Source organism: Acinetobacter sp. WCHAc010034, assembly GCF_001696615.3.
Classification (GTDB): Bacteria; Pseudomonadota; Gammaproteobacteria; order Pseudomonadales; family Moraxellaceae; genus Acinetobacter.
In genome coordinates this window covers 1098944-1119362 of the sequence record NZ_CP032279.1, presented here as the reverse complement: position 1 = coordinate 1119362, position 20419 = coordinate 1098944, and the positions used below count along the sequence as shown (strand labels likewise).

Below are 20419 nucleotides of genomic sequence, written 5' to 3'. Positions count from 1 at the left end.
GGCAAAGCGCCGGAACAAAGTGATTGACAGGGCGCCTTGAGCGCCCTGTTTACTGCGCTAAGCCGAAGGGCCGAGCGCAGCCAGCTTTCTGAAGATATTCCTGATCAAGCCGTCAACCTGATAGGCGGAAAGCTTTAACTGCGCGGCTGCCTGTTCAGCCGTGCTGGACTGGCTGATCAGCTGAAGAATCTGCTGTTCAGCCGGGCTGAGCTGTCCGGCGGCTGCGAAGCTGCCGGCGCTATTGAATGCTTCTTGCTGCAGGCGGCGCGCAAGCTGCGGGTGCAGCGCTGCGCCGCCGCGCAAAATGCTTTTCATCTGCTGCTGCGCGGCTTCGGCGGATGCGCCGTCCAGCAGGTAAGCGTCTGCGCCGGCCTGAAGGGCTGCGGAAATCAATTCAGCCTGCGCTGCCTGATGGAAAGTCACTAAATGGCTGGAAGGGCAGCAGTGTTTAATTGTTTTGATGAAATCCAGGTCGGCGCGTTCAAAAGCGCTGTAAAAAATGAGATTGGGCAGATGCTGAATCATCATCTTTTCTGCGCCGTCAAGGGTCTGCCCGGACATAATCAGTTCCTGAGGATAGCCCAAATTTTTCAAAATATGCCGCAGCAGCGGCTCGGGCAGGGCCGCGCGGCGGTTAATCATCAGCACCGGTACGGGCAGAATGAGATCATTGAGCATGAATTCAGGCACTCTGGAATCAATTGCATTAAATTTTTTATCTTCAGCGCAATCAACTTTGCATTAAAAAGCCGGAAAATAATATCCCAAAAAATAGGTATTTATAGGGTGAATTATATTTAAGTGGCTGTCATTAAAAGTTATTTATACGTTTTTTATTCTGTATTAAGGTGTTGGCGCTGCCTGCCGGCTGAGGGCCTGATCTGCCTGGCTTAAGACGCCGCCTGCAGAGGATTTTCCGCGGCGCAGCCCGCATCTTCCAGCCGGCAGATTTGAATAATGGTTAAAAATACCCAAAACTGGGGATATACCCAGCTTTATCAGCCGCTTAATATAACGCATCTTCTGGCTTATCTGGCTAGCCGGAAGATTTATAAAGGATATAGATGATTTAATACTCGAGTGTGAAATCATCTGTATGGTTTCCTTAACTGGGCAGCTGTAATTGGCTTGCCCTTTTTCTTTTGCGCTTAATCTTAAAACTTCAGCAGTAAAAAAGGAGCACTGCATGCTCCTTTTTCTGTATTTGAACTTACTGCATGGATCAATTAATGCAGGTCTTGCGTGATTTTCTGCAGAATCTGCAGCAGCACGTCAAATTCGCTTTGCAGCGGCGTGCTTTTGCGGGTCACCAGGGCCAGCGTGCGGCTTGGGCCTGCTTCAACCGGCTTAACCGCTAGATTCTGATCCGCCTTAATCATATTGGTATGAATCGCGATTTCAGGGAGCAGGGTAAAGCCTAAATCTGCAGAAACCATTTCCACCAAAGTCGGCAGTGAGCTGGCTTTCAGGCGGTGGTCATTTTTGCGTTCGCCAATCGGGCATGCGCTAAGGGCATGGTCACGCAGGCAGTGGCCTTCTTCCAGCAGCATCAGGCGCGACAGATCCAGATCATCCAGAGACACCGCATGGGCAGCGTTCTGGTCAGCGCGGTGATGCACAAGGTAGAGGCTTTCTTTAGCAATTTCAGCAACTTTTAAGCCACGGGTGTCAAAAGGCAGGGCCAGAACCACCATGTCTAAATTGCCGTGCTCCAGCTTTTCAACAATTTTTTCACTTTGCGCTTCATGCAGATGCAGCTGGATTTTAGGCAGCTGCTTATGCACTTCGTCTAAAAGCTGGGAAAGGATAAACGGCGCAATGGTCGGAATAATGCCAAGATGCAAATCGCCAGTGAGCGGCTCACTCATTTCACGGCTTAGGCGCATTAAGTCCTGCGCATCGGCCAAGAGAACACGTGCTCGGGCAACAACCTGCTCGCCGAGCGGCGTTAAACGGACATTTTGACGGTCGCGTTCTACAAGTACGCCGCCCAGCAGGCGCTCAAGTTCCATGATCCCGCCCGACAAAGTCGACTGGGTGACAAACGAACGGCGCGCAGCTTCGGTAAAATGCAGCGTTTCAGACAGTGTTACGAGATATGACAGCTGTCTTAAAGATGGTAATGCAGCCATAGTGTCCTAATGTTTATGATTTAAAGTGATCGGCAAATAAACCGCTAAGATATGGAATAAAGTGCGGTGGGATATCATGCCCCATTCCATCAATTAATTCAAATTTAGCGCCGGAAATTGCTTTCGCAACGGCTTTGCCGTGGCTGGGCGGGAGCAGGCGGTCACGGGACCCGTGCAGCACCAGAGTGTTCTTCTGAATCTGCTTGTCCAGCTGCAGCAGCGAACCTGTACATAATATGGCTAAAAACTGCTGAAGTATACCTGCCGGATAATAACTGCGCTGGTACAGGCGGCGGGCGGTCTGAATCGCTTCAAGCTGATTGAAGTAGCCCGGAGAGCCGATAATGCTGAAGACCTTCAGGCTGTGATTGATGATGCCGTCTTCATCATGAGAATCCGGCTTGCCGATCAAGCTGAACAGCTGCTTGGGAAACGGCGGCGGCAGCAGGGGCTGATTGTTGCTGGTGAACAGCAGGCCCAGATTTTTAATCTTTTCAGGATATTTCGCGGAAAGGATCTGCGCAATCATGCCGCCCATAGAGGCGCCGATGACATCGACCTGATCCAGCCCCATGCGGTCAATCAGCAGGGAGGCGTCTTCCGCCATATCATACAGGTCATACGGCGCGCCCTGGTTTTCCAGGCCCACCGCGAAGCGGCTCATGAGCTTGAAGGTATTCAGGCGCGGGCCCTGGCTTCTGATTTTTGAAGACAGGCCGGTGTCGCGGTTGTCAAAGCGGATGACGCGGTAGCCCTGATCAATCAGTGATTTGCAGAAAAAATCAGGCCAATACAGCATTTGCGCGCCTAGACCCATGACCAGAAGGATGGGCGGATGCTCAGGATCGCCGCCGACTTCGACATGCAGTTCTATGCCATTGCCTAGATCGACTTTGGTTTCATGCATAAATGCCGTATATGGAGAATTGCTAAACTGCAAGGCGCTATTCATGTTCATTCTCCTTTAAAAGGACGCTTTTGTTTAAAAAACGTCCTTATATTAAACGCTTAAATTGCGGCCGGAATCAAGTCCGGAACCAGCTTGGTCAGCGCAAGGCGCTGCTTGCCTGCGGTGGCGCCCAGCAGGACAAAGCCGCGCAATGTGCCGTCGGCATCCACAGCTTTCGCCAGCATGCCGTCTTCCAGCTCTTCGGTTTCCCAGCTGACATCGGCGTCAACTGGCGCCGGCAATACCGTCAGCGGCGCAGCCGGGGTTTTAACCGCGACCGGCATGGCCGGGTAGTGCACCGCAGTCTGTTCGCCGTTCAGGGTTTTCGCCAGAGCGCGCGCCTGCTGCATAATCGGCATGACATAAGGCAGCAGCGTGCCGTTGACTTCCGCGCAGTCACCCATCGCATAAATGCTGGCCTGGCTGGTTTCCAGCCCGGCATTGGTCACTACGCCGCGGCGGGTATGAATATTGGCGGCTTTGGCCAATGCGGTATTCGGCTGCAGGCCAATGGCGGAAAGCACCGCATCGGCTTTCAGGCTCTGGCCGCTGGCCAAAGTCACGAAATAGCTGCCGTGCTGGTCTTTGGAAACTTTTTCAACGGTGGTGCCAAGAACAAAGTGAATGCCGGTTTTTTCCAGATTCTCTTTAAATACTTCAGCCGCATGCGCGGGAAGCAGGCGCCCCAGCGGCTGCGGCGCCAGGTCAATCACCGTGACGCTGTGGCCGGTATTCTGCAAATCATTGGCAAACTCGCAGCCGATCAGGCCCGCGCCTAAAATCACGACGCGCTTTTCATGGCATTCATCAATATGCGCGCGGAAGGCTTTGTAGTCATTCAGGCTGTTGACCACATGAATGTCATCGCTGCCGTCGCCGGCAATCGCAAGGCGGATCGGATTCGCGCCGACAGCCAACACCAGCTTGGAATAATCCTGCACAGAGGCTGCGCCGGCGGCATTTTCCAGATGCAGCTGATGCGCCTGCGCCTCAATGGATTTGACCCAAGTATGAGTGACAATTTTCATGTTCAGCTGCGCGGCCATTTTGGCGGCGTCGCCCAGGGCAATCTGCTCAGGCGCCTTCTTGCCGGTGAAGGCGTTGGACAATGTCGGTTTGGCGTAGTTTGCGGCGTCATCGGCGCAGATCATGATGAGTTCTTGTTCAGTATTCAGCTTGCGGAATTCGCGCGCTGCGGCGTAGCCCGCCATGCCTGAACCGATAATGACTATAGGGTGCATACTCTGCTCCAAGCGCAATAGATATGATGTAGGCCTAAAAAAAGACCAGAAGGCAGCTGGTCTTTTGCTTTAAGTATTAAATCTCAACCATTTCAAAGTCGGCTTTAGACACGCCGCAGTCCGGGCAGGTCCAGTCGTCAGGGATGTCATCCCATTTTGTGCCCGCCACAATGCCGTCCTGCGGCCAGCCTTCTGCTTCATCATAGATCCATCCGCAAACGATGCATTGATATTTTTTCATTTGACTCTCCAAAAACTGATCTAAATATAAGGATCAGTAAAAACTCATATACTGCAACACTTTAATAATGTGATTTTAACGGATGCGGCTTTAACAGCAAACTCATGCATTAAATTTTTACGCAGTTCCTATTATAAAGTAAAGTGCATAAGAGTTTAATCAGTGAAATTAGAAGCAGAATATCAGGCGGGGACAAAAAATGTCAGAAAACCCGCCATGGGCTGAATTTTAGCCCTGATTGGCGCCGTCTGAGCGGATAAATGGCGTTGCCTGCAGGCTTTCCGCCTTGATTTAGACTAAAGTCTAGAAGAATATAAGCGCCTGATTTATTAGAATAAGATAAGGTTAATACATACCTGTTATTTATTTAAAAAATGAACTTAATAAAATCAATAACTTATAATTTTCAAGGCTGTTCCGGTATTAAGTGTTGGCTGTTCATTGCGCAGTTTTAGCGCTAAAATTAAGCTATTCCTTTCTTATTTATATAGTTCTCCTATGCGCAATTTGTCTGCGGTATTGTGGTCGCACATTCGTACTGTTCAGGATTTTCCTAAGCCGGGTATTTGTTTTTATGACCTGACGCCATTATTCATCAATAACATCGGCCCTTTGACCGACGCTTTGATTGCCGGCATTCCGGCAGAAAAACTGGCGGAAGCGGAGAGTTTTGTTGCGGTGGAAGCGCGCGGCTTTGTGCTGGCGAGCCTGCTGGCGCAGCGCACAGGCAAAGGCCTGATTTTGGTGCGCAAGGCGGGCAAATTGCCGCCGCCGGTGGTGGGCGTGGGCTACAGCCTGGAGTACGGCTTAGACCGTCTGGAAATGTCTGCAGAAATTAAAAGCCAGAAAGTGATTTTGGTGGATGATGTGCTGGCGACCGGCGGAACATTGCGCGCCGTGAAGCAGCTGGCCGAAAAGTGCCGTCATCAGGTGTTGGGCGCCAGCATTTTTCTGGATTTGCCGGACATGCATCAGGATTTAGGAATGGAGATTTGGCCGGTTTTGGATGAAAAGTCCAAGCCGGAATCTCAGGCAGCTTAAAGCGCCCATTCGGAAATGCGTTCAGGCCATCAACCTGAACGGGAAAAGCCCTGTGATATGCAGGGCTTTTTTATTTATGCAGGAAATTCTGTTCAATCTGCCGGATCAGGCCATTTAAATTTTCCGGACAGATCAGCCGGTGGTGGCCGCCTTCCAGCGCCTGAATCTGCATATAGTCTTCCAGCTGCTCCTGCGCCGCGCGCATATCCAGAATTTCATCGCCCAGTTCCAGATAGGCCAGCTGCGGAATATCATGATCCAGATCTTCATCGCAGATTGCGGGATAATCTTCACGGAAATGCGGCTGCAGGCTGGGGTTGGCGATAACGCAGGGTATCTGGTGCGCCAGCGACATTTTCAGCGCCCAATAGCCGCCCAGGCTGTGGCCGACAATGATATCAGGCTTAATTTTCTCAATAATTTCATCATAAAAGTCGGCAACGGTCTGGAAATTCAGGTTGCGGTAGTCGACATTGATGCAATATTTCCGCTTGGCGTCAATGGCATGAAATTTGGTTGATTCACGCGAAGAATCTAAACCATGCAGAAATAAAATTTTAGATACGCAGGAGTTCATTGTTTTTGTTCGCACTGGCTTTTTCAATAATTGCTGAGGACTGAAAATAATTCACTTTTCAACCAATATATTTGAATATTGTAGTGCGCCTGAGCAAATAAGGAATTTAGATTTTGGTCTAATCTACTAAGGGCGAATGGCTGAAGCGGCGGGAAGGCGCAGAAGCATGAAACCGCGTTGCGGTGCGCTGTTGCGCTGCGCGGAAATCCCTGCAGAATCAAATGGAAATGCGCATGGCGCCACGCGCTTGCGGGTCTGGCGCATTGCGGCGATGCATGGATCCGGCCGCGGCGCTGGAAAATATCCGGCGGAAATTGGCCTGCGGCATTGCGGCGCAGGCAATTTGCGCGGCCGGCCGCGGCGCAGGCCAGCTGAAATTATCAGAGAATCTACGAATTTTGCTGTATTTCTGCTATGCTATGCGACTTCCATTTTACTAATCATATTCGAGGCAGAGATGACGCAACATAACGCTCAATCGACTTCTGAACAGCTTCTTTCCGAAAACGATTTAATTGCACAGCGTCATGCCAAGTTAAAGCAAATTGAAGAAGATGCGAAGCAAAGCGGCGTAAGCCCTTGGCCGAATACATTCAAGCGCGAGCATTATGCGCAGGATTTGCAAGTTGAATTCGCTGACAAATCTAAAGAAGAAATTGAAGCAGGCGAGCGCGTGCAGGTCAGTGTTGCCGGCCGCGTGATGCTGAACCGCGGTTCATTCATTGTGATTCAGGACATGACTGGCCGCATCCAGCTGTATGTTGCGCGCAAAGAGCTTGAGCCTAAAGTGCTGGAAAGCATTAAAAGCCTGGATCTGGGCGATATTATCGCTGTTGAAGGCTATATCGGCCGTTCCGGCAAGGGCGATCTGTATGTCCACATCGAGCATTTTGAGCTTTTAACCAAGTCGCTGCGCCCGCTGCCGGACAAATTCCACGGCCTGAACGACACTGAAGTTAAATACCGCCAGCGCTATTTAGACTTGATCGTCAATGAAGAAACCCGCAAAACTTTTGAAATCCGCGCCAAAGTGGTTGCCGGCATCCGCAGCTATTTAATCAATGAGCGTTTCATGGAAGTTGAAACGCCAATGATGCATGTGATTCCGGGCGGCGCGTCTGCGCGTCCATTCCAAACGCATCATAATGCATTGGACATGCCGCTGTTTTTGCGCATTGCGCCTGAACTTTACTTAAAGCGCCTGGTTGTCGGCGGTTTTGAGCGGGTATTTGAAATTAACCGCAACTTCCGCAACGAAGGCGTTTCAACGCGCCACAACCCTGAATTCACCATGATTGAATTCTACCAGGCCTATGCAGACTATAAAGACCTGATGGCTTTGACTGAAAATATGCTGGAAAAGCTGGCGCTTGATATTCTGGGTTCTACCGATGTGCCTTACGGCGATGAAGTGTACAGCTTCAAAGGCCCGTTTAAGAAAATTTCAATGGCTGACGCCATTCTTGAGCACAATCCGCAGTTCACCGCGGAAAATGTCGCTGACCGCGACTTCCTGGCCAAATTCATTCAGGAAGAGCTGAAAGAGCAGGTTAAGCCGGGCTTTGGCTTGGGCCGCCTGCAGACCATCGTGTTTGAAGAAACGGTTGAAACCAAGTTGCGCCAGCCGACATTCATTACGGAATATCCTGCGGAAACTTCGCCTTTGGCGCGCCGCAATGATGACAACCCGCACATCACCGACCGCTTTGAATTCTTCATCGGCGGCCGTGAATTGGCGAATGGCTTCTCTGAGCTTAATGATCCAATCGATCAGGCTGAGCGTTTTCAGGCGCAGGTTGCTGAAAAAGACGCAGGCGACGATGAAGCGATGCATTTCGATGCGGACTTTATTGAAGCGCTGGAATACGGCTTGCCGCCGACAGCCGGCGAAGGCATCGGCATTGACCGCCTGGTGATGCTGTTCGCCAATGCGCCAAGCATCCGCGATGTGATTTTATTCCCGCATATGCGCCATAAAAACGCATAAGCTGCAAATGCTGAAAAACCCGCGCCATGCGGGTTTTTTTTCGCGCAGATGCCAGCCATCCCGTATCGGATCTGGCATCAAAAGATTAAAAGTATGGCTGGTTTTGAGCAAGGCTTTGCTGAATTTTAGGCAAAAAAATACGCAATGATTGGGGTTTTCATTGCGTAGAACAACGAATCCGCTTTCGCAGCTTCGGTAAAGGAGAAATATATGGCTTCAGGTTTCCCTAAAAGCATAGGGTAATCTTAGGATGAACGGCCAGTCACGTCATCAGCATTCGCGTTACGGCATGTTAACTAACGTTAAAAACTTGATATTTGTGTGATGTATTCAACATTGTTTGATTTTTTAATCTGCTTTTCATCACAAAAAATGAACACTGGGAAATAATGCCGGCCAGCTGAGGAAATTGCCTGCTCTTTGTTGCTGCATCTGGAAAAGTTGCGGAAAATGCCGATTAGTGGATGCAGGCGGCTGCATAATTGCTGCTTTGCTTTTGATGATCAATCAAACCGCAGCGTTAAAATCCGGCCAATTGGGCCGGAAAAGCGCTTTAAGCGGCCTCCTTAAATCCTAAAACTCGATCACCACCGACGGAACGCTGCGCTGCGCCTCACCATGATATACCGCCTCTATATTGTTGCCGTCGGGGTCAATTACAAAAGCAGCATAATAGCCGGGATGATAGGAGCGCTCACCCGGTTCGCCGTTGCTGCGGCCGCCATGAGCCAGCGCCGCGCGATAGAACGCATCCACAGCTGTGCGGTCTTTGGCCTGAAATGCCAAGTGATGGCGCCCCGTCAGCATGCCCTGCGCAGCCGGGCTTTCCGCTGAAGATACGACGAGTTCATCCGCCCAGAAATAGCCTTCAGCTGTGGCGGTGATGGGGATCTCCAGCACAGCCAATACGGCTGCATAGAAATCTTGGCTGGCCTTAAGGTCGCGTACCACAAGCTGAATGTGGTCAATGAGCCGTCCGCGGTGCAGCTGAGTTTTCATGCCATTCTCCGTATCTAAGGGCCGAATTGCCGCGTATTCCAGTTCATCATAAAGTTAAAGTAGCGCTTTGCAACAGCATTTTTCGGCGCAGCTAATAGCTCCGCTTAAAAAAGAAAAAGCCGGCCAGTTTCTTAACTGGCCGGCTTAAAGCAGCACTTTTTAAAAGCTTTATTTAAAACTTACGCGCTTAGAAATGAAAAACGCCTAAGCCGGATTTCACTTCATCTAAAGTCTGCTGGGTAATATCGCGGCATTTGTCTGTGCCGGCCTTTAAGATGTCCATGATGTAGTCAGGGTCTTTGGCAAGCTCCATGCGGCGCTCGCGGATTGGACTGATCAGCTCTTTCAGCACGCCTTCAAGGCGCTTCTTCACGGTGCCGTCGCCTAAGCCGCCGCGGCGGTAGTGCGCTTTCAGCTCTTCAACTTCTTCCTTATTGGTGTCAAAAGCGTCCAGATAAGTGAAGACGATATTGCCTTCCACTTGGCCCGGATCTTCAATGCGCAGGTGATTCGGGTCAGTGTACATCGCGTTGACCGCTTTTTTGATGTCCTTGTCCGAAGCGTCCAGAACAATGGTATTGCCCAGCGATTTAGACATTTTCGCCTTGCCGTCAAAGCCCGGCAGGCGGCCCATATTGGACAGCAGCGCTTTGCATTCCGGCAGCAGCTCACGGCCAATCTGGCGGTTCAAGCGGCGCACAATTTCGTTGGTCTGCTCAATCATCGGAATCTGATCTTCGCCGACTGGAACCACGGTGGCCTTGAAAGCGGTAATGTCGGCAGCCTGCGCAACCGGGTAGCACAGGAAGCCGGCAGGAATGTCACGCTCAAAGCCGCGCATCTGAATTTCAGACTTGATGGTCGGGTTGCGCTCCAGGCGCGCCACAGTGACAAAGTTCAAGTACAGCATGGTCAGCTCATTCAGCGCCGGGAGGCAGGACTGAACGCAAATGGTTGTTTTTGCAGGGTCGATGCCCACAGCCAAATAGTCTGTCGCAACTTCAATAATGTTGCGGCGGACTTTCTCAAAGTTGTCCGCATTGTCTGTCAGCGCCTGCGCATCCGCCAGCAAAAGATGCTGATGGTGGGAGTCCTGCAGGCCTACGCGCGAACGTAAAGAGCCGACAAAGTGGCCGAGGTGAAGCTGTCCGGTTGGGCGGTCGCCAGTCAAAATCACTGGACGGTTATCTTGATTGCTCATTATTTGTTCCATAATAGCAGCCAGCGCTGCAGTACGTTTTCAAAGAATGGCAACATTGTACGGCATTATTTTTTTTTATGTCAGTAACAATAAAAACCCAGCTGAAAAATATCTGTGATTTAATAAGCCAAATGCGGAAAAACCTGCAAAACCCTTTAGAATTGCAGAAAAATGAATAGGAAAAACAACAATGGCCAGCAGCCTGTTATTGCTTTTAGATGATATTGCCACGGTGCTTGATGATGTTGCGGTCATGAGCAAAATGGCCGCCAAAAAAACCGCAGGCGTTTTAGGCGATGACTTGGCCTTGAATGCGCAGCAGGTCAGCGGCGTGCGCTCAGACCGAGAACTGCCGGTTGTCTGGAGTGTGGCGAAAGGCTCTTTTGTGAATAAGCTGATTCTGGTGCCGCTTGCGCTGCTAATCAGCGTGGTTGCGCCGTGGGCGATTAACCCCCTGCTGATGCTGGGCGGCCTGTTTCTGTGCTATGAAGGCGTGGAAAAACTGCTGCACAGCCTGCAGCATAAAAAGCCCCAAACGGCGGATGAAGCCCAGCGGGAACTGGAGCATACTGAAATTGACCTTGCGCTCTATGAAAAGGATAAGGTGAAAGGCGCTATCCGCACCGACTTTATCCTTTCTGCAGAAATTGTGGTGATTTCGCTGGGCACAGTGGCCGCAGCCGGCTTTCTGACTAAAGTCAGCGTACTCAGCTTGATTGCCATTGCGATGACGGTCGGCGTTTACGGCTTTGTGGCGCTGATTGTTAAAATTGATGATATTGGACTGCACTTGACTGAGCAGGCTTCAAGCGCGAAACAGCGCATTGGGCGCGGCCTGCTGGCCTTTGCTCCAGTGCTGATGAAAACGCTGTCTGTGGTCGGAACGGTTGCGATGTTTCTGGTCGGCGGCGGCATCATCAATCATGCTGTGCCGTGGATGCACCATTTTTCCGAAGGTACGGTAAAATATGTGCAGGAGATTCCGAGCGCCGGCAGCATTATCGGTGCAGTTGCCCAGAACTCGCTGAATCTGCTGATCGGCTTGATTGCCGGACTGCTGGTACTGTTGGCGGTCGGCTTGGTGAAAAAGCTCTGGCCTAAGCCGGCATAACTGCGCATGCGGCGCGTTCGGCCGGCTGAGGCTCTTAAGATAAAGGATAATCGTTATGCGTTGGAAAGGTCGCCGTGTCAGTGAAAATGTCGAAGACCGCCGCGGCGGGGGCGGAGCCAAAGCCGGAGGCATCAGCATTTTAGGCCTGATCGCGGCGTTTGTGGCGTGGAAGTTTTTTGGCGCCGATCCGCAGCAGGCGTATCAGGCCACCAAGCAGCTGACCGAACAGGGCGCAGCTGCCGAAACCAGAGGCTTGGACAATCCCACGCCGGAGCAGCAGGAAGCCATTGCCTTTGTCGGCACAGTGCTGGCGGATACTGAAGATACCTGGGCGCAGGTTTTTCAAAGCCAGCTGGGCGCGCAATATGCGCCCCCTAAGCTGGTGATGTTCAGCGGCGCAGTCAGTTCAGGCTGCGGCGCGGCGCAGTCCGCCATGGGGCCGTTCTACTGTCCGGCCGACCGGAAAGTCTATATTGATACCGGGTTCTTTAAAGACATGCGCACGCAGATGGGCATTTCCGGCGAGCAGAATCAGACTGAGCTGTCCAGGCAGGATCAGGCCGGCGACTTCGCGCAGGCCTATGTGGTGGCGCATGAGGTGGGTCATCATATTCAAACCTTGCTGGGCATTTCAGCGCAGGTGCAGCAGGCGCGCGCGCAGGCGTCCAAAGTTCAGGGCAATCAGCTGTCCGTGCGCCAGGAGCTGCAGGCGGACTGCCTTGCAGGCATTTGGGCGCATCATAATCAGCAGCGCACGCAGTTCCTTGAACCGGGCGATATTGAGGAGGCGATGGATGCGGCGCATAAAATCGGCGATGACTATCTGCAGAAAAGCGCCACAGGGCAGGTGGTGCCGGACAGCTTTACCCACGGCAGCAGCGCGCAGCGCATGGCGTGGTTTCAAAAAGGCCTGAAATCCGGCCAGATGGACAGCTGCGATACCTTTAATCAGCCTGTTTAACCGTAAATTTTGCTGAAGCAGGGAACAGTAAAGCATTGTTCCTGTTTCTGCATTTAAAATTGCATCCTTATTTATTCAGGAATTTTTTGAAATTGCGCAGGATGCGGAAGCTGACAAACAGCGAAGCCAAGGCGAATAGGCCTATGCCAAAAACCACATATTTCAAGTCAGCAACATCCTGCAGATAAAACTGCTGAATCTGTTCAGGTGTATAGCTCAGGCGCTGGCTGCGCTGCGTTCGGCTGTCAGTATATTGCACATTCTGAATATAGTGGAAATTCCCAGCTTTAATTAAATCAATGTTTTGCACCTGCCGAGTCTGCTGCTGATTGTATTCATCCAGGCAAATTTCCGGATAGTGCTGGCAGGCAGCTTTGGCTATATAGCCGTTTTGCGCAATTGCGACATACACGGCCTGATCCGGCTTCTGATTATTGGACAGCAGCACCAGCTGCTCCTGCGCGGTAGACTGCAGATGAGTTTTCTTTGCCTGCGCAAAATTCTGCTGCGCCTGAGCAATTTCATAAGCCTTGGAAAAGCAGGTCAGCAACAGGGCCGCAGTGACGGTAAAAATCACAGCAGCGAAACAGGCGCGGAAAATAAGCTTGATAGTGTGATGCATAGGGGCAAGAGGTGCTGAGTAGGCCAAAGCGGATGCATGGAATGCATGCAAGAGCCGGTATGTTACCGCATCACCCGATGCAATTGTGAAATAAACTGAACTGATACAGGCGCGGGCTGGGAAATTCGCTAAAATATTTCAGATATAAATGCTTTTTGATAAAGCATTTATCCGTTGAATGTATAGAATTCCCTATATAGCGCCGCAGATCAGAGAATTGGAAACAGCATGGGAAACTTTTTTTTCTTACAGGTTTTTACCGTCATTTTTGCACTGTCTATTGCAACCACTATTTTCAATAAGCGGATCCTCGGCTTTCCTCAAGCCATTGGCGTCCCGATTGTTTCCGCAATTTTCGTGTTTATTCTGCAGTGGGGCGCAAGCCTGCTGAACGGCAACCAGTTTGTCACGATCAATATCCACAACATTGAAGAAGCGGTCAGGCATATCGACTTTTATGATTTCCTGATCAATGGCGTGATCTGCTTCATTCTGACTTCATCTGCGCTTAAATTTAAGGTGTCTGATCTGCACAGCTACTGGAAACCCATCAGCATTCTGGCCAGCATCGCCCTAGTGCTGTGCGCGGCGTTTTTCGGGCTTGCGCTGTACGGCTACCAGTTCCTGATGGGCCAGCATGTTGACCTGCTGGTTCTGCTCCTGCTGGGCGCGGCTTTGGGGGCGACCGACCCGATTGGGGTGAAGGGCGTGCTCAGCTCCGTGCGCGCCCCGCATCACCTTATGGTGAAGCTGGAAGGCGAATCTCTGTTTAATGACGCCATGTGTATTGCGCTGTTTATGACGCTGCTGAATGTGCTGAAAGGCGAGCATTTTACCGTGCTGGGCGTGCTGGAAACGCTGCTGTATGAAATCGCTGTTGCGGTGATTATCGGCTGGGGCTTTGGGCAGGGCATTCTGCGCCTGCTGCGCGGCAAGCATGAAATGGAATCGCTGATTTTAACCACGGCTTTGCTGGCCTGCGGCTCCTATCTGGTGGCGCTGCTGGCGCATGCCTCTGCGCCGATTGCCTGCGTGATTGGCGGCCTGATTGTCGGCAACCGCTGGAAAGAAATTCTGGAAGCGCGCGAAATCCGCGAGGTCAACCATTTCTGGCATACCGTCGAAGGCATCATCAATTCCTTCCTGTTCACCTTGATCGGCTTGGAGCTGTTTATTCTGGATTTAAGCATCAGCTTGATTCTGGGCGGGATCGTCGCGTTCCTTATTCTGCATGCATCGCGCTTCGCCGCCAATTACCTGTCCTTTGCATTTTTCCCGAGTTTCCGCCAGAAAAGCTATAACGGCAGCCTGGCGATTTTATCCTGGGGCGGGGTGCGCGGCGGCATCTCGCTGGCGCTGATTCTGGCCGTGGCCAATGTGCCGCAGCTGAGCGAATACAGCAGCATTCTCATTGGCTATACCTTTATTGCAGTGCTGCTGTCCGGCGTGGTCTGCGGCTTAGGCCTGCCGGCGGTCATGAACGCCTTCTATCATAATCCGAATGAAGAAACGCAGGGCTTTAAGGGCTGGTATCAGCGCATGTGTCATAAGATGAACCGCAAGGGCTTTCAGTATACGGTTGGTGAAGATGCATACGGCAATGAAACCATCACGGTATACAAGCCTGAAAGCCTGATTGATGAAAAGGCGGATGACGGCGTGGCTGCTGTGCATAATCCAGAGCGGGTTCAGGAGGTTAAGCGCCTGGAAGATCCTAGCAATTTTTAGGCGGGCCGGCTGGAGCGCTATCCGCCGTTATTCTAATTTGAGCAGTTTGCTTTAAACTCAGAGCGCCTTTGCATTTCTTTTTATGGCCGGTGGCCGGATTTTAAAGGATATTGATATGATGCAGAGCCGAGAGCTTGTACAGCAGATTCTGGCTGTCGTTGCGCTGATTCCGTACGGAAAAGTCGCAACTTACGGGCAGGTGGCGAAATTGGCCGGCTTGCCGAAGCATGCGCGCCTCGTCGGCTATGCGCTGAAGCATATGGATGCGCAGGCCGATCTGCCGTGGCACCGGGTGATCAACAGTCAGGGGAAAATCAGCCTAAGCAGGCTGGATGAGCGCGGGGAAAATATTCAGCAGCTTTTGCTGCGGCAGGAAGGTATTGCGGTCATTGGTGCTAAAATTGACCTGAAAAAGCATCAATGGGTGGCCTAAGCCTGAGTTCTCCATGCGCATGCAGGAAGAACTCAGATTCAGAATTACTTGCGTACAACAAGCACAGGAATATCAGAAGCGCCCAAAACACTTTGCGCAACGCTGCCTAAGAAAAATTTCTTAATGCCTGTGCGCCCATGAGAACCGATCACAATCAGATCCGCCTTGGTGTCCCGCGCGGCGTTGGCAATTTCAGTATGCACAACTTGGCCTTCCAGCAATTTTGTTTCAACTTCAACGCCGTCTGTATGGAATTTGGCTTTTACTTCAGCCAGGGTATCAATAATAGAAGTGCGGGCGCGCTCAATCAGGTCGTTGGTCTGCGATGCGGAAATGTATTCAGCAGCGATGTAGGGGTCGAGCACTAAAACCTGAACAACAGTAATTTTGCTGTTGAATGCCTTTGCAAATTCTGCAGCTTTCGCCACCGCAGCGTAAGAAGTTTCTGAGCCATCAACGGGAACTAAAATATTTTGAAACGCCATGTGAATTCTCCTTATTGTCTAAACATTTTATAAGCAGCTGCTTAAGTTTGCATTGTATGAAAAATAACTGCCTTGGCTTGATCATAGCGCGAAACAAAAATAAAGAAAACCTAGCGGATTTATACGGATATTTCTGAAAAAGTTCAACAATATCAAAAGATATGAATGACTTACTCTATGCATGGTGCATGCTGAAACGTCTTGTTGATATTTATCTAACACTAAAGTTTGATGCGGAATTCAGATCAATGGCGGCTGTGAATGCGCAGGCAGCCGGTGCGGGGCATTTTGCTGCGGTGAATCTGCGCCTGTATTCCCGCCGAATGGCGCTTTTACCCGGTTCAGGCAAAGGGAGGCTGCCAGCGCTCTTGCGGGCTGCCAGCTTCAGCCTCTCTAGGCTAACTGCTCAATTTTTAAATGAAAATATGAAAACTTCCGGAATAAACCGCAATTTTGCTTATTTTTTAAGTTATTGATGCGAAGTTGGGTGAAGTATGAGCATTCGCGGCTGAAAAAGCTTGACGCTCGCTAGCTAAGTTAAGATAATGCGCACACAGTTTACGGCTATGTAGCTCAGTTGGTTAGAGCACAGCACTCATAATGCTGGGGTCACAGGTTCGAGTCCCGTCATAGCCACCATTTTAAAAGGCCAAGCTCTCAGCTTGGCCTCTTTTTTTGCCTGCGGAAAAGCGGTCCGGCTTTTTTTGCTTTGGGCTGCTTCTTGTTTCAGCGCTGATCTTTTTCCCCTTCATCAATCATCAATGCAGGCTGCGCGCCAGCATTCAAATCGGGCCTTTGCGCGCAGTTTCCGCATAAAAAAAGCTCAAACCGGAGTTTGAGCTTTCTGCTGCATGGATTTCAGTGCGGCATTAGACGCCCGGCTTCCAGCCATTGACAATCGGGTAGCGGCGTTCGCGGCTGAATGCGCGCGAGCTGATGCGCGGGCCAATTGCGCCTTGGCGGCGCTTGTATTCATTTAGGTCCACCAGGCGGATGATTTTAGCCACGGTTTCCGCATCGAAACCTTTGGCGATAATATCGTCCTGGCTGGCGTCTTCTTCAATGTAGGCGTACAGAATGGCGTCCAGCATATCATAAGCCGGCAGCGAATCCTGATCCTTCTGATCCGGGCGCAGCTCTGCGGAAGGCGGGCGGCTGATCACGCGTTCAGGAATCACCGGTGCGGCGGCGATGCTGTTGCGGTATTTCGCCAGCTCAAAGACGATGGTTTTATACACGTCTTTCAGTACCGCAAAACCGCCGGCCATGTCGCCGTACAGCGTGCAGTAGCCGACTGCCAGTTCAGACTTGTTGCCGGTTGACAGCACCAGATTGCCGAACTTGTTGGAAAGCGCCATCAGCAGCGTGCCGCGCGAGCGCGCCTGCAGGTTTTCTTCAGTCGCATCCGCTGGAGAGTTGCCGAAAAACGGGTACAGCGCATGCATGAAGCTGGAAACAATCGGGTTGATTTCGGCAATGCCGAAGGTCACGCCCATGGTTTTGGCCTGCGCCGCGGCGTCTTCCACGCTGATTTGCGATGTATAGGTGTACGGCATCATTACCGCCTGAACATTCTCAGGGCCAATGGCGTCAGCGGCGATCGCCAGCGTCAGCGCCGAGTCGATGCCGCCGGATAAGCCGAGAATCACGCCGGGGAAGCCTGAACGCTGTACATAGTCGCGGGTTGCCATTACTAGGCTTTGATAGATTTCAGCCATCGTGTCAAGCGCAGGCGTGACCGTACCGGTTTTGAAAGCTTTCTGTTCGGCGTCAAATTCTGCCAGATACAGGCCTTGCTGGAAGCTTGGCGCCTGCAGCGCAACCTTGCCTTCCTTGCCGATGACAAAGCTGGTGCCGTCAAAGATCAGGTCATCCTGTCCGCCGGCCTGATTGCAGTACACCAAGTTCAAATTCATCTGCTTGGCCAAGGCGGACATGGTTTCCACGCGGTGCTGCGGCTTGCCGACTTCATAAGGCGAAGCGTTCAGAACCAGTACGGTTTCCACATTCAGCTGCGCCAGCTGCTGCACCGTCGGCAGCGCCCAGATATCTTCGCAGATCAGCACGCCGAATTTATGGCCAAGGTATTCAAAAACCAGATGCTGATGGCCTTCGCTGAAATAGCGCTTTTCATCGAAAACGCTGTAATTCGGCAGATTCTGCTTATTGTAGACGCCTAAAACCTGGCCGTCCTTCATCACGGCAGCCGAGTTGTAGCGCTGGCCGTCTTCAGTCTGGTTCACAAAGCCGAAAACCAGAACAATGCCTTTAATTTCAGCCAGCTTGTCAAAAGCCTGCTTAGTGCGCTTGCTCAGGCTCGGGCGCAGCAGCAGGTCTTCAGCCGGATAGCCCACTGTAGACAGTTCCGGGAAAACAATAATATCGGCATTTTGTTTTTTGGCTTCATTTGCCTGTTCCAGCATTTTCTCAGCATTTGCTTCTAAATTGCCGATATGCGGAGAGAACTGAGCAAGTGCAATTTTAAAACTATTCATTTCCAACTAAATCCTATTCCTATAGGGTGAATACACTTAAGAAGCTGATATTTATCATTGTAATTATTCAGCAGAGTGCATTTTCGGTACTGAAAAAGGCGGCCTTGAGGGCGCAAATAAAACATCATCACGCTGTGATGCAAAGAATTTCTTCCGTGGCTTAAAGCGTTTAAAGCCAATGCTATTTTATCTGAATTTGGTTTAGATACTAGAGCCAATTCATAGGTTTTAGCATTGAAATGGGGCGGGATGCCTCATTCAGCCTGCGCCGTGCGGCATCTTGCGCCTGATTTTGATGCAAAATGGAGAAACGCATCCAATTTAATTCCGGCTGTTCAGCCAGTCCGGCGCTGTGAGGCCTGCGGCTGAAGGATAATATTCTGAATGCGCTTGAAAAAGATATCCCGCGCAATATCGCCCTGCTGTTCAATATTGTAGTCAAAAAAGGCCTTGCCGGCTTTCAGCCGGTATGCATAGGGATTGTATCTGCCGAAGCTGAGGAAAAAGGCGCTCTGCAGGATGGCGCCCCGTAGCAGCACATGAATATTCTGCTGATACTGGTAAATATGCGCCATTTCATGAATGAACAGGCCCTGAAAGGCGCGGCTTTCCGCGGAATAGTCGGGGCTGTAATTCGGCGCTCTGGCATGGATCGCGCCGCAGGGCGCCATGAAGACATGCCTGGCTTGCCACGGCAGGTAAGGGTGATTCATGATTTTGACTTGGCTGTAGTCAATCAGGCTGCCGAAAACCGGCCTGCACAGCGCGATTTCGCCTGCGGTTAAGCCGCGGCACTCAAAGTGCTCCAGCTTCAGGATTTTAATCAGCAGCGGAATGAAATAGGGCATAAGCGGTCAGGCTGAAGGCAGGGGCTGCCGGTAGCTTTAAGATAGCAAATTTTTGCCGGCGCGGAGGCTTTAAAGCGCTGCAGGCTGCAGATGGCGCGGCCCGACTTATAAAACTCGCATGGCCTGAATGGATATCAATCTGGCGCGATGTGCGGAATTTCCGGTTATTTGGTCAGACAATTTTGATCTTCGGCAGTATTTGCCAGTTTAAAGGCGGTTTCTGCAAATGGCATCGCGGCGGGCTTGGCTTACTTTTTAAGCATGCTGCTTTGGGCAGCTGCGCTTGGCCACTTTTATTTCCGCAGTCCGGATGCGGGCCTGAAAAAGAGCAGGAACTATGCAAACCATCAGTCCAATGAAGAAAATCCTCATCAAAATGCTGGCTGGGCCGCATTTTGATGCCGGCCGGCAGCCGGCGGCTATTCCAATCCGGCATATGAAATTTGATTTTGAGCCGCACAGGCTGGATCACAGATTTTGCATGAATGCGGAGCTGGCCAGCGCCTACTTTGCCTCGCTGTCAATTTTCCTGACCTATGGCGAAGGCTTGGTGATTGACACGGCGCGCTATCACCGTGAACGGCTGCAGGACCCGCTGCTGAAACAGCGGGTGACGGCGCTGATTGGGCAGGAGGCGCAGCACTCAAGGCTGCATGAAGAACTGAATGACGCCTATATGCAGCAAGGCCTGCCGGTCAAGCTGTTCCGCAGGTGGGCGGGCTGGGTGTTTGATTACGGCTTCAGCCGCCTGCCGCAGCCGATGAAGCTGTCTTTGATGGCGGGCATTGAGCATTTCACTGCGGTGCTGGCGGAATACATGATGAAGCATGAGCAGGTATTCTTTACTTCGCAGGATGAAAAGCAGCGCGCGATCTGGATGTGGCACATGCTGGAGGAGTCTGAGCATAAAGACATTGCCTATGATGTTTTTCAGAGCCTTTCTAATAATTACGCCCTGCGCATCGCCGGCTTCTTCCCGGCGCTGATCACGATTTTAGTGCTGATTTCAGCGGCTTCGCTGCTGGTGCCGGTCTGCCGGCGGCCGGAAAACCTGATCAGCTGGCGCTACTGGAAGGACATGCCGCGCAGCACCCGGCTGCTTTTCGGCCTGCAAGACGGCGTTTACGGCAGCAGCTGGCGGCATATTTTTGACTATCTGCGCCCAGGCTTTCATCCGAATGATTATGACACCTCGGAATTTTTAGCTTATTACAAGGCGCGCCTGCTGAACCCTGAAACAGGAGTTTTAGCGCCGTATTTCGTAAGGGAATTTACTCCGGCATTTAAGGCATAAAAGGTAAAGAAGGGGGATAGTAGGGGCTTTTCAGAAGAAAAAAACACCCACCGGCGCTGCATGGATTTTTTGAA

The 20419-nt window shown here is 51.3% G+C and carries 22 protein-coding genes and 1 tRNA gene; 10 read left to right on the top strand and 13 right to left on the bottom strand.

Features of this window, described 5'->3' with window-relative positions:
* Positions 1 to 57: 57 nt before the first annotated feature.
* From BEN74_RS06945 to rubA, 6 genes are all read right to left on the bottom strand, one after another.
* Positions 58 to 678 (bottom strand): LuxR C-terminal-related transcriptional regulator, encoded by a 621-nt coding sequence (locus tag BEN74_RS06945; protein ID WP_068907374.1) that lies wholly within the window; start codon positions 676 to 678, stop codon positions 58 to 60.
* A 165-nt stretch (positions 679 to 843) separates the two neighbouring features.
* A complete protein-coding gene (locus tag BEN74_RS19385; RefSeq protein ID WP_162898156.1) occupies positions 844 to 1188 on the bottom strand; it encodes a hypothetical protein in 345 nt (114 codons plus the stop codon).
* Positions 1189 to 1226: 38 nt separating this feature from the next.
* Entirely contained in the window at positions 1227 to 2132 is a 906-nt protein-coding gene (oxyR, locus tag BEN74_RS06940) for a LysR family transcriptional regulator OxyR (protein ID WP_068907376.1), read from the bottom strand.
* Positions 2133 to 2145: 13 nt separating this feature from the next.
* A complete protein-coding gene (estB, locus tag BEN74_RS06935) occupies positions 2146 to 3084 on the bottom strand; it encodes an esterase EstB (protein ID WP_068907378.1) in 939 nt (312 codons plus the stop codon).
* Between the two features lie 56 nt (positions 3085 to 3140).
* Positions 3141 to 4322, bottom strand: coding sequence for an NAD(P)/FAD-dependent oxidoreductase (locus tag BEN74_RS06930; RefSeq protein ID WP_068907380.1), 1182 nt, complete (start codon positions 4320 to 4322; stop codon positions 3141 to 3143).
* Positions 4323 to 4398: 76 nt separating this feature from the next.
* On the bottom strand, positions 4399 to 4563 hold the full coding sequence (gene rubA, locus BEN74_RS06925; RefSeq protein ID WP_005008208.1) for a rubredoxin RubA: 165 nt from the start codon (positions 4561 to 4563) through the stop codon (positions 4399 to 4401).
* 498 nt (positions 4564 to 5061) lie between these two features.
* Between rubA and BEN74_RS06920 the strand changes: the two genes are divergently transcribed.
* Entirely contained in the window at positions 5062 to 5604 is a 543-nt protein-coding gene (locus BEN74_RS06920; protein WP_068907382.1) for an adenine phosphoribosyltransferase, read from the top strand.
* Between the two features lie 70 nt (positions 5605 to 5674).
* On the opposite strand, the gene BEN74_RS06915 is transcribed toward BEN74_RS06920, so the two are convergent.
* Positions 5675 to 6181: a YqiA/YcfP family alpha/beta fold hydrolase gene (locus BEN74_RS06915; RefSeq protein ID WP_068907384.1), complete on the bottom strand. Its 507-nt coding sequence runs from the start codon at positions 6179 to 6181 to the stop codon at positions 5675 to 5677.
* 221 nt (positions 6182 to 6402) lie between these two features.
* Here BEN74_RS06915 and BEN74_RS19380 point away from each other — a divergent pair, with 221 nt between their 5' ends.
* Complete coding sequence (locus BEN74_RS19380) at positions 6403 to 6621, top strand: hypothetical protein (RefSeq protein ID WP_162898155.1); 219 nt, start codon at positions 6403 to 6405, stop codon at positions 6619 to 6621.
* A 17-nt stretch (positions 6622 to 6638) separates the two neighbouring features.
* Positions 6639 to 8168 carry a lysine--tRNA ligase gene (gene lysS, locus BEN74_RS06910; protein WP_068907466.1) on the top strand — a complete coding sequence of 510 codons (1530 nt, stop codon included), beginning with the start codon at positions 6639 to 6641 and terminating at the stop codon, positions 8166 to 8168.
* A gap of 573 nt (positions 8169 to 8741) precedes the next feature.
* On the opposite strand, the gene BEN74_RS06905 is transcribed toward lysS, so the two are convergent.
* Together BEN74_RS06905 and trpS are read right to left on the bottom strand one after the other, a co-directional pair.
* Positions 8742 to 9167, bottom strand: coding sequence for a VOC family protein (locus BEN74_RS06905; RefSeq protein ID WP_068907386.1), 426 nt, complete (start codon positions 9165 to 9167; stop codon positions 8742 to 8744).
* A gap of 187 nt (positions 9168 to 9354) precedes the next feature.
* Entirely contained in the window at positions 9355 to 10368 is a 1014-nt protein-coding gene (gene trpS, locus BEN74_RS06900; RefSeq protein WP_068907388.1) for a tryptophan--tRNA ligase, read from the bottom strand.
* Between the two features lie 190 nt (positions 10369 to 10558).
* On the opposite strand from trpS, the gene BEN74_RS06895 reads away from it, so the two are divergent.
* On the top strand, positions 10559 to 11479 hold the full coding sequence (locus BEN74_RS06895) for a DUF808 domain-containing protein (protein WP_068907390.1): 921 nt from the start codon (positions 10559 to 10561) through the stop codon (positions 11477 to 11479).
* Positions 11480 to 11534: 55 nt separating this feature from the next.
* Positions 11535 to 12440 (top strand): neutral zinc metallopeptidase, encoded by a 906-nt coding sequence (locus BEN74_RS06890; RefSeq protein ID WP_068907392.1) that lies wholly within the window; start codon positions 11535 to 11537, stop codon positions 12438 to 12440.
* Between the two features lie 67 nt (positions 12441 to 12507).
* On the opposite strand, the gene BEN74_RS06885 is transcribed toward BEN74_RS06890, so the two are convergent.
* Positions 12508 to 13062: a hypothetical protein gene (locus tag BEN74_RS06885; protein WP_068907395.1), complete on the bottom strand. Its 555-nt coding sequence runs from the start codon at positions 13060 to 13062 to the stop codon at positions 12508 to 12510.
* 228 nt (positions 13063 to 13290) lie between these two features.
* Here BEN74_RS06885 and BEN74_RS06880 point away from each other — a divergent pair, with 228 nt between their 5' ends.
* Entirely contained in the window at positions 13291 to 14790 is a 1500-nt protein-coding gene (locus BEN74_RS06880) for a cation:proton antiporter (RefSeq protein ID WP_068907397.1), read from the top strand.
* Positions 14791 to 14905: 115 nt separating this feature from the next.
* Positions 14906 to 15223: an MGMT family protein gene (locus BEN74_RS06875; RefSeq protein ID WP_068907468.1), complete on the top strand. Its 318-nt coding sequence runs from the start codon at positions 14906 to 14908 to the stop codon at positions 15221 to 15223.
* 44 nt (positions 15224 to 15267) lie between these two features.
* On the opposite strand, the gene BEN74_RS06870 is transcribed toward BEN74_RS06875, so the two are convergent.
* Positions 15268 to 15708 (bottom strand): universal stress protein, encoded by a 441-nt coding sequence (locus tag BEN74_RS06870; protein WP_068907400.1) that lies wholly within the window; start codon positions 15706 to 15708, stop codon positions 15268 to 15270.
* Between the two features lie 188 nt (positions 15709 to 15896).
* On the opposite strand from BEN74_RS06870, the gene BEN74_RS06865 reads away from it, so the two are divergent.
* Complete coding sequence (locus tag BEN74_RS06865; RefSeq protein WP_162898154.1) at positions 15897 to 16184, top strand: hypothetical protein; 288 nt, start codon at positions 15897 to 15899, stop codon at positions 16182 to 16184.
* A gap of 86 nt (positions 16185 to 16270) precedes the next feature.
* Positions 16271 to 16347, top strand: a tRNA-Met gene (locus BEN74_RS06860).
* 230 nt (positions 16348 to 16577) lie between these two features.
* Here the strand turns inward: BEN74_RS06860 and BEN74_RS06855 are convergent.
* Together BEN74_RS06855 and BEN74_RS06850 are read right to left on the bottom strand one after the other, a co-directional pair.
* Positions 16578 to 18203: an NAD+ synthase gene (locus tag BEN74_RS06855; RefSeq protein ID WP_068907405.1), complete on the bottom strand. Its 1626-nt coding sequence runs from the start codon at positions 18201 to 18203 to the stop codon at positions 16578 to 16580.
* A 335-nt stretch (positions 18204 to 18538) separates the two neighbouring features.
* A complete protein-coding gene (locus BEN74_RS06850; RefSeq protein WP_068907407.1) occupies positions 18539 to 19051 on the bottom strand; it encodes a hypothetical protein in 513 nt (170 codons plus the stop codon).
* 337 nt (positions 19052 to 19388) lie between these two features.
* Here BEN74_RS06850 and BEN74_RS06845 point away from each other — a divergent pair, with 337 nt between their 5' ends.
* A complete protein-coding gene (locus tag BEN74_RS06845; protein ID WP_068907410.1) occupies positions 19389 to 20345 on the top strand; it encodes a metal-dependent hydrolase in 957 nt (318 codons plus the stop codon).
* Positions 20346 to 20419 lie beyond the last annotated feature (74 nt).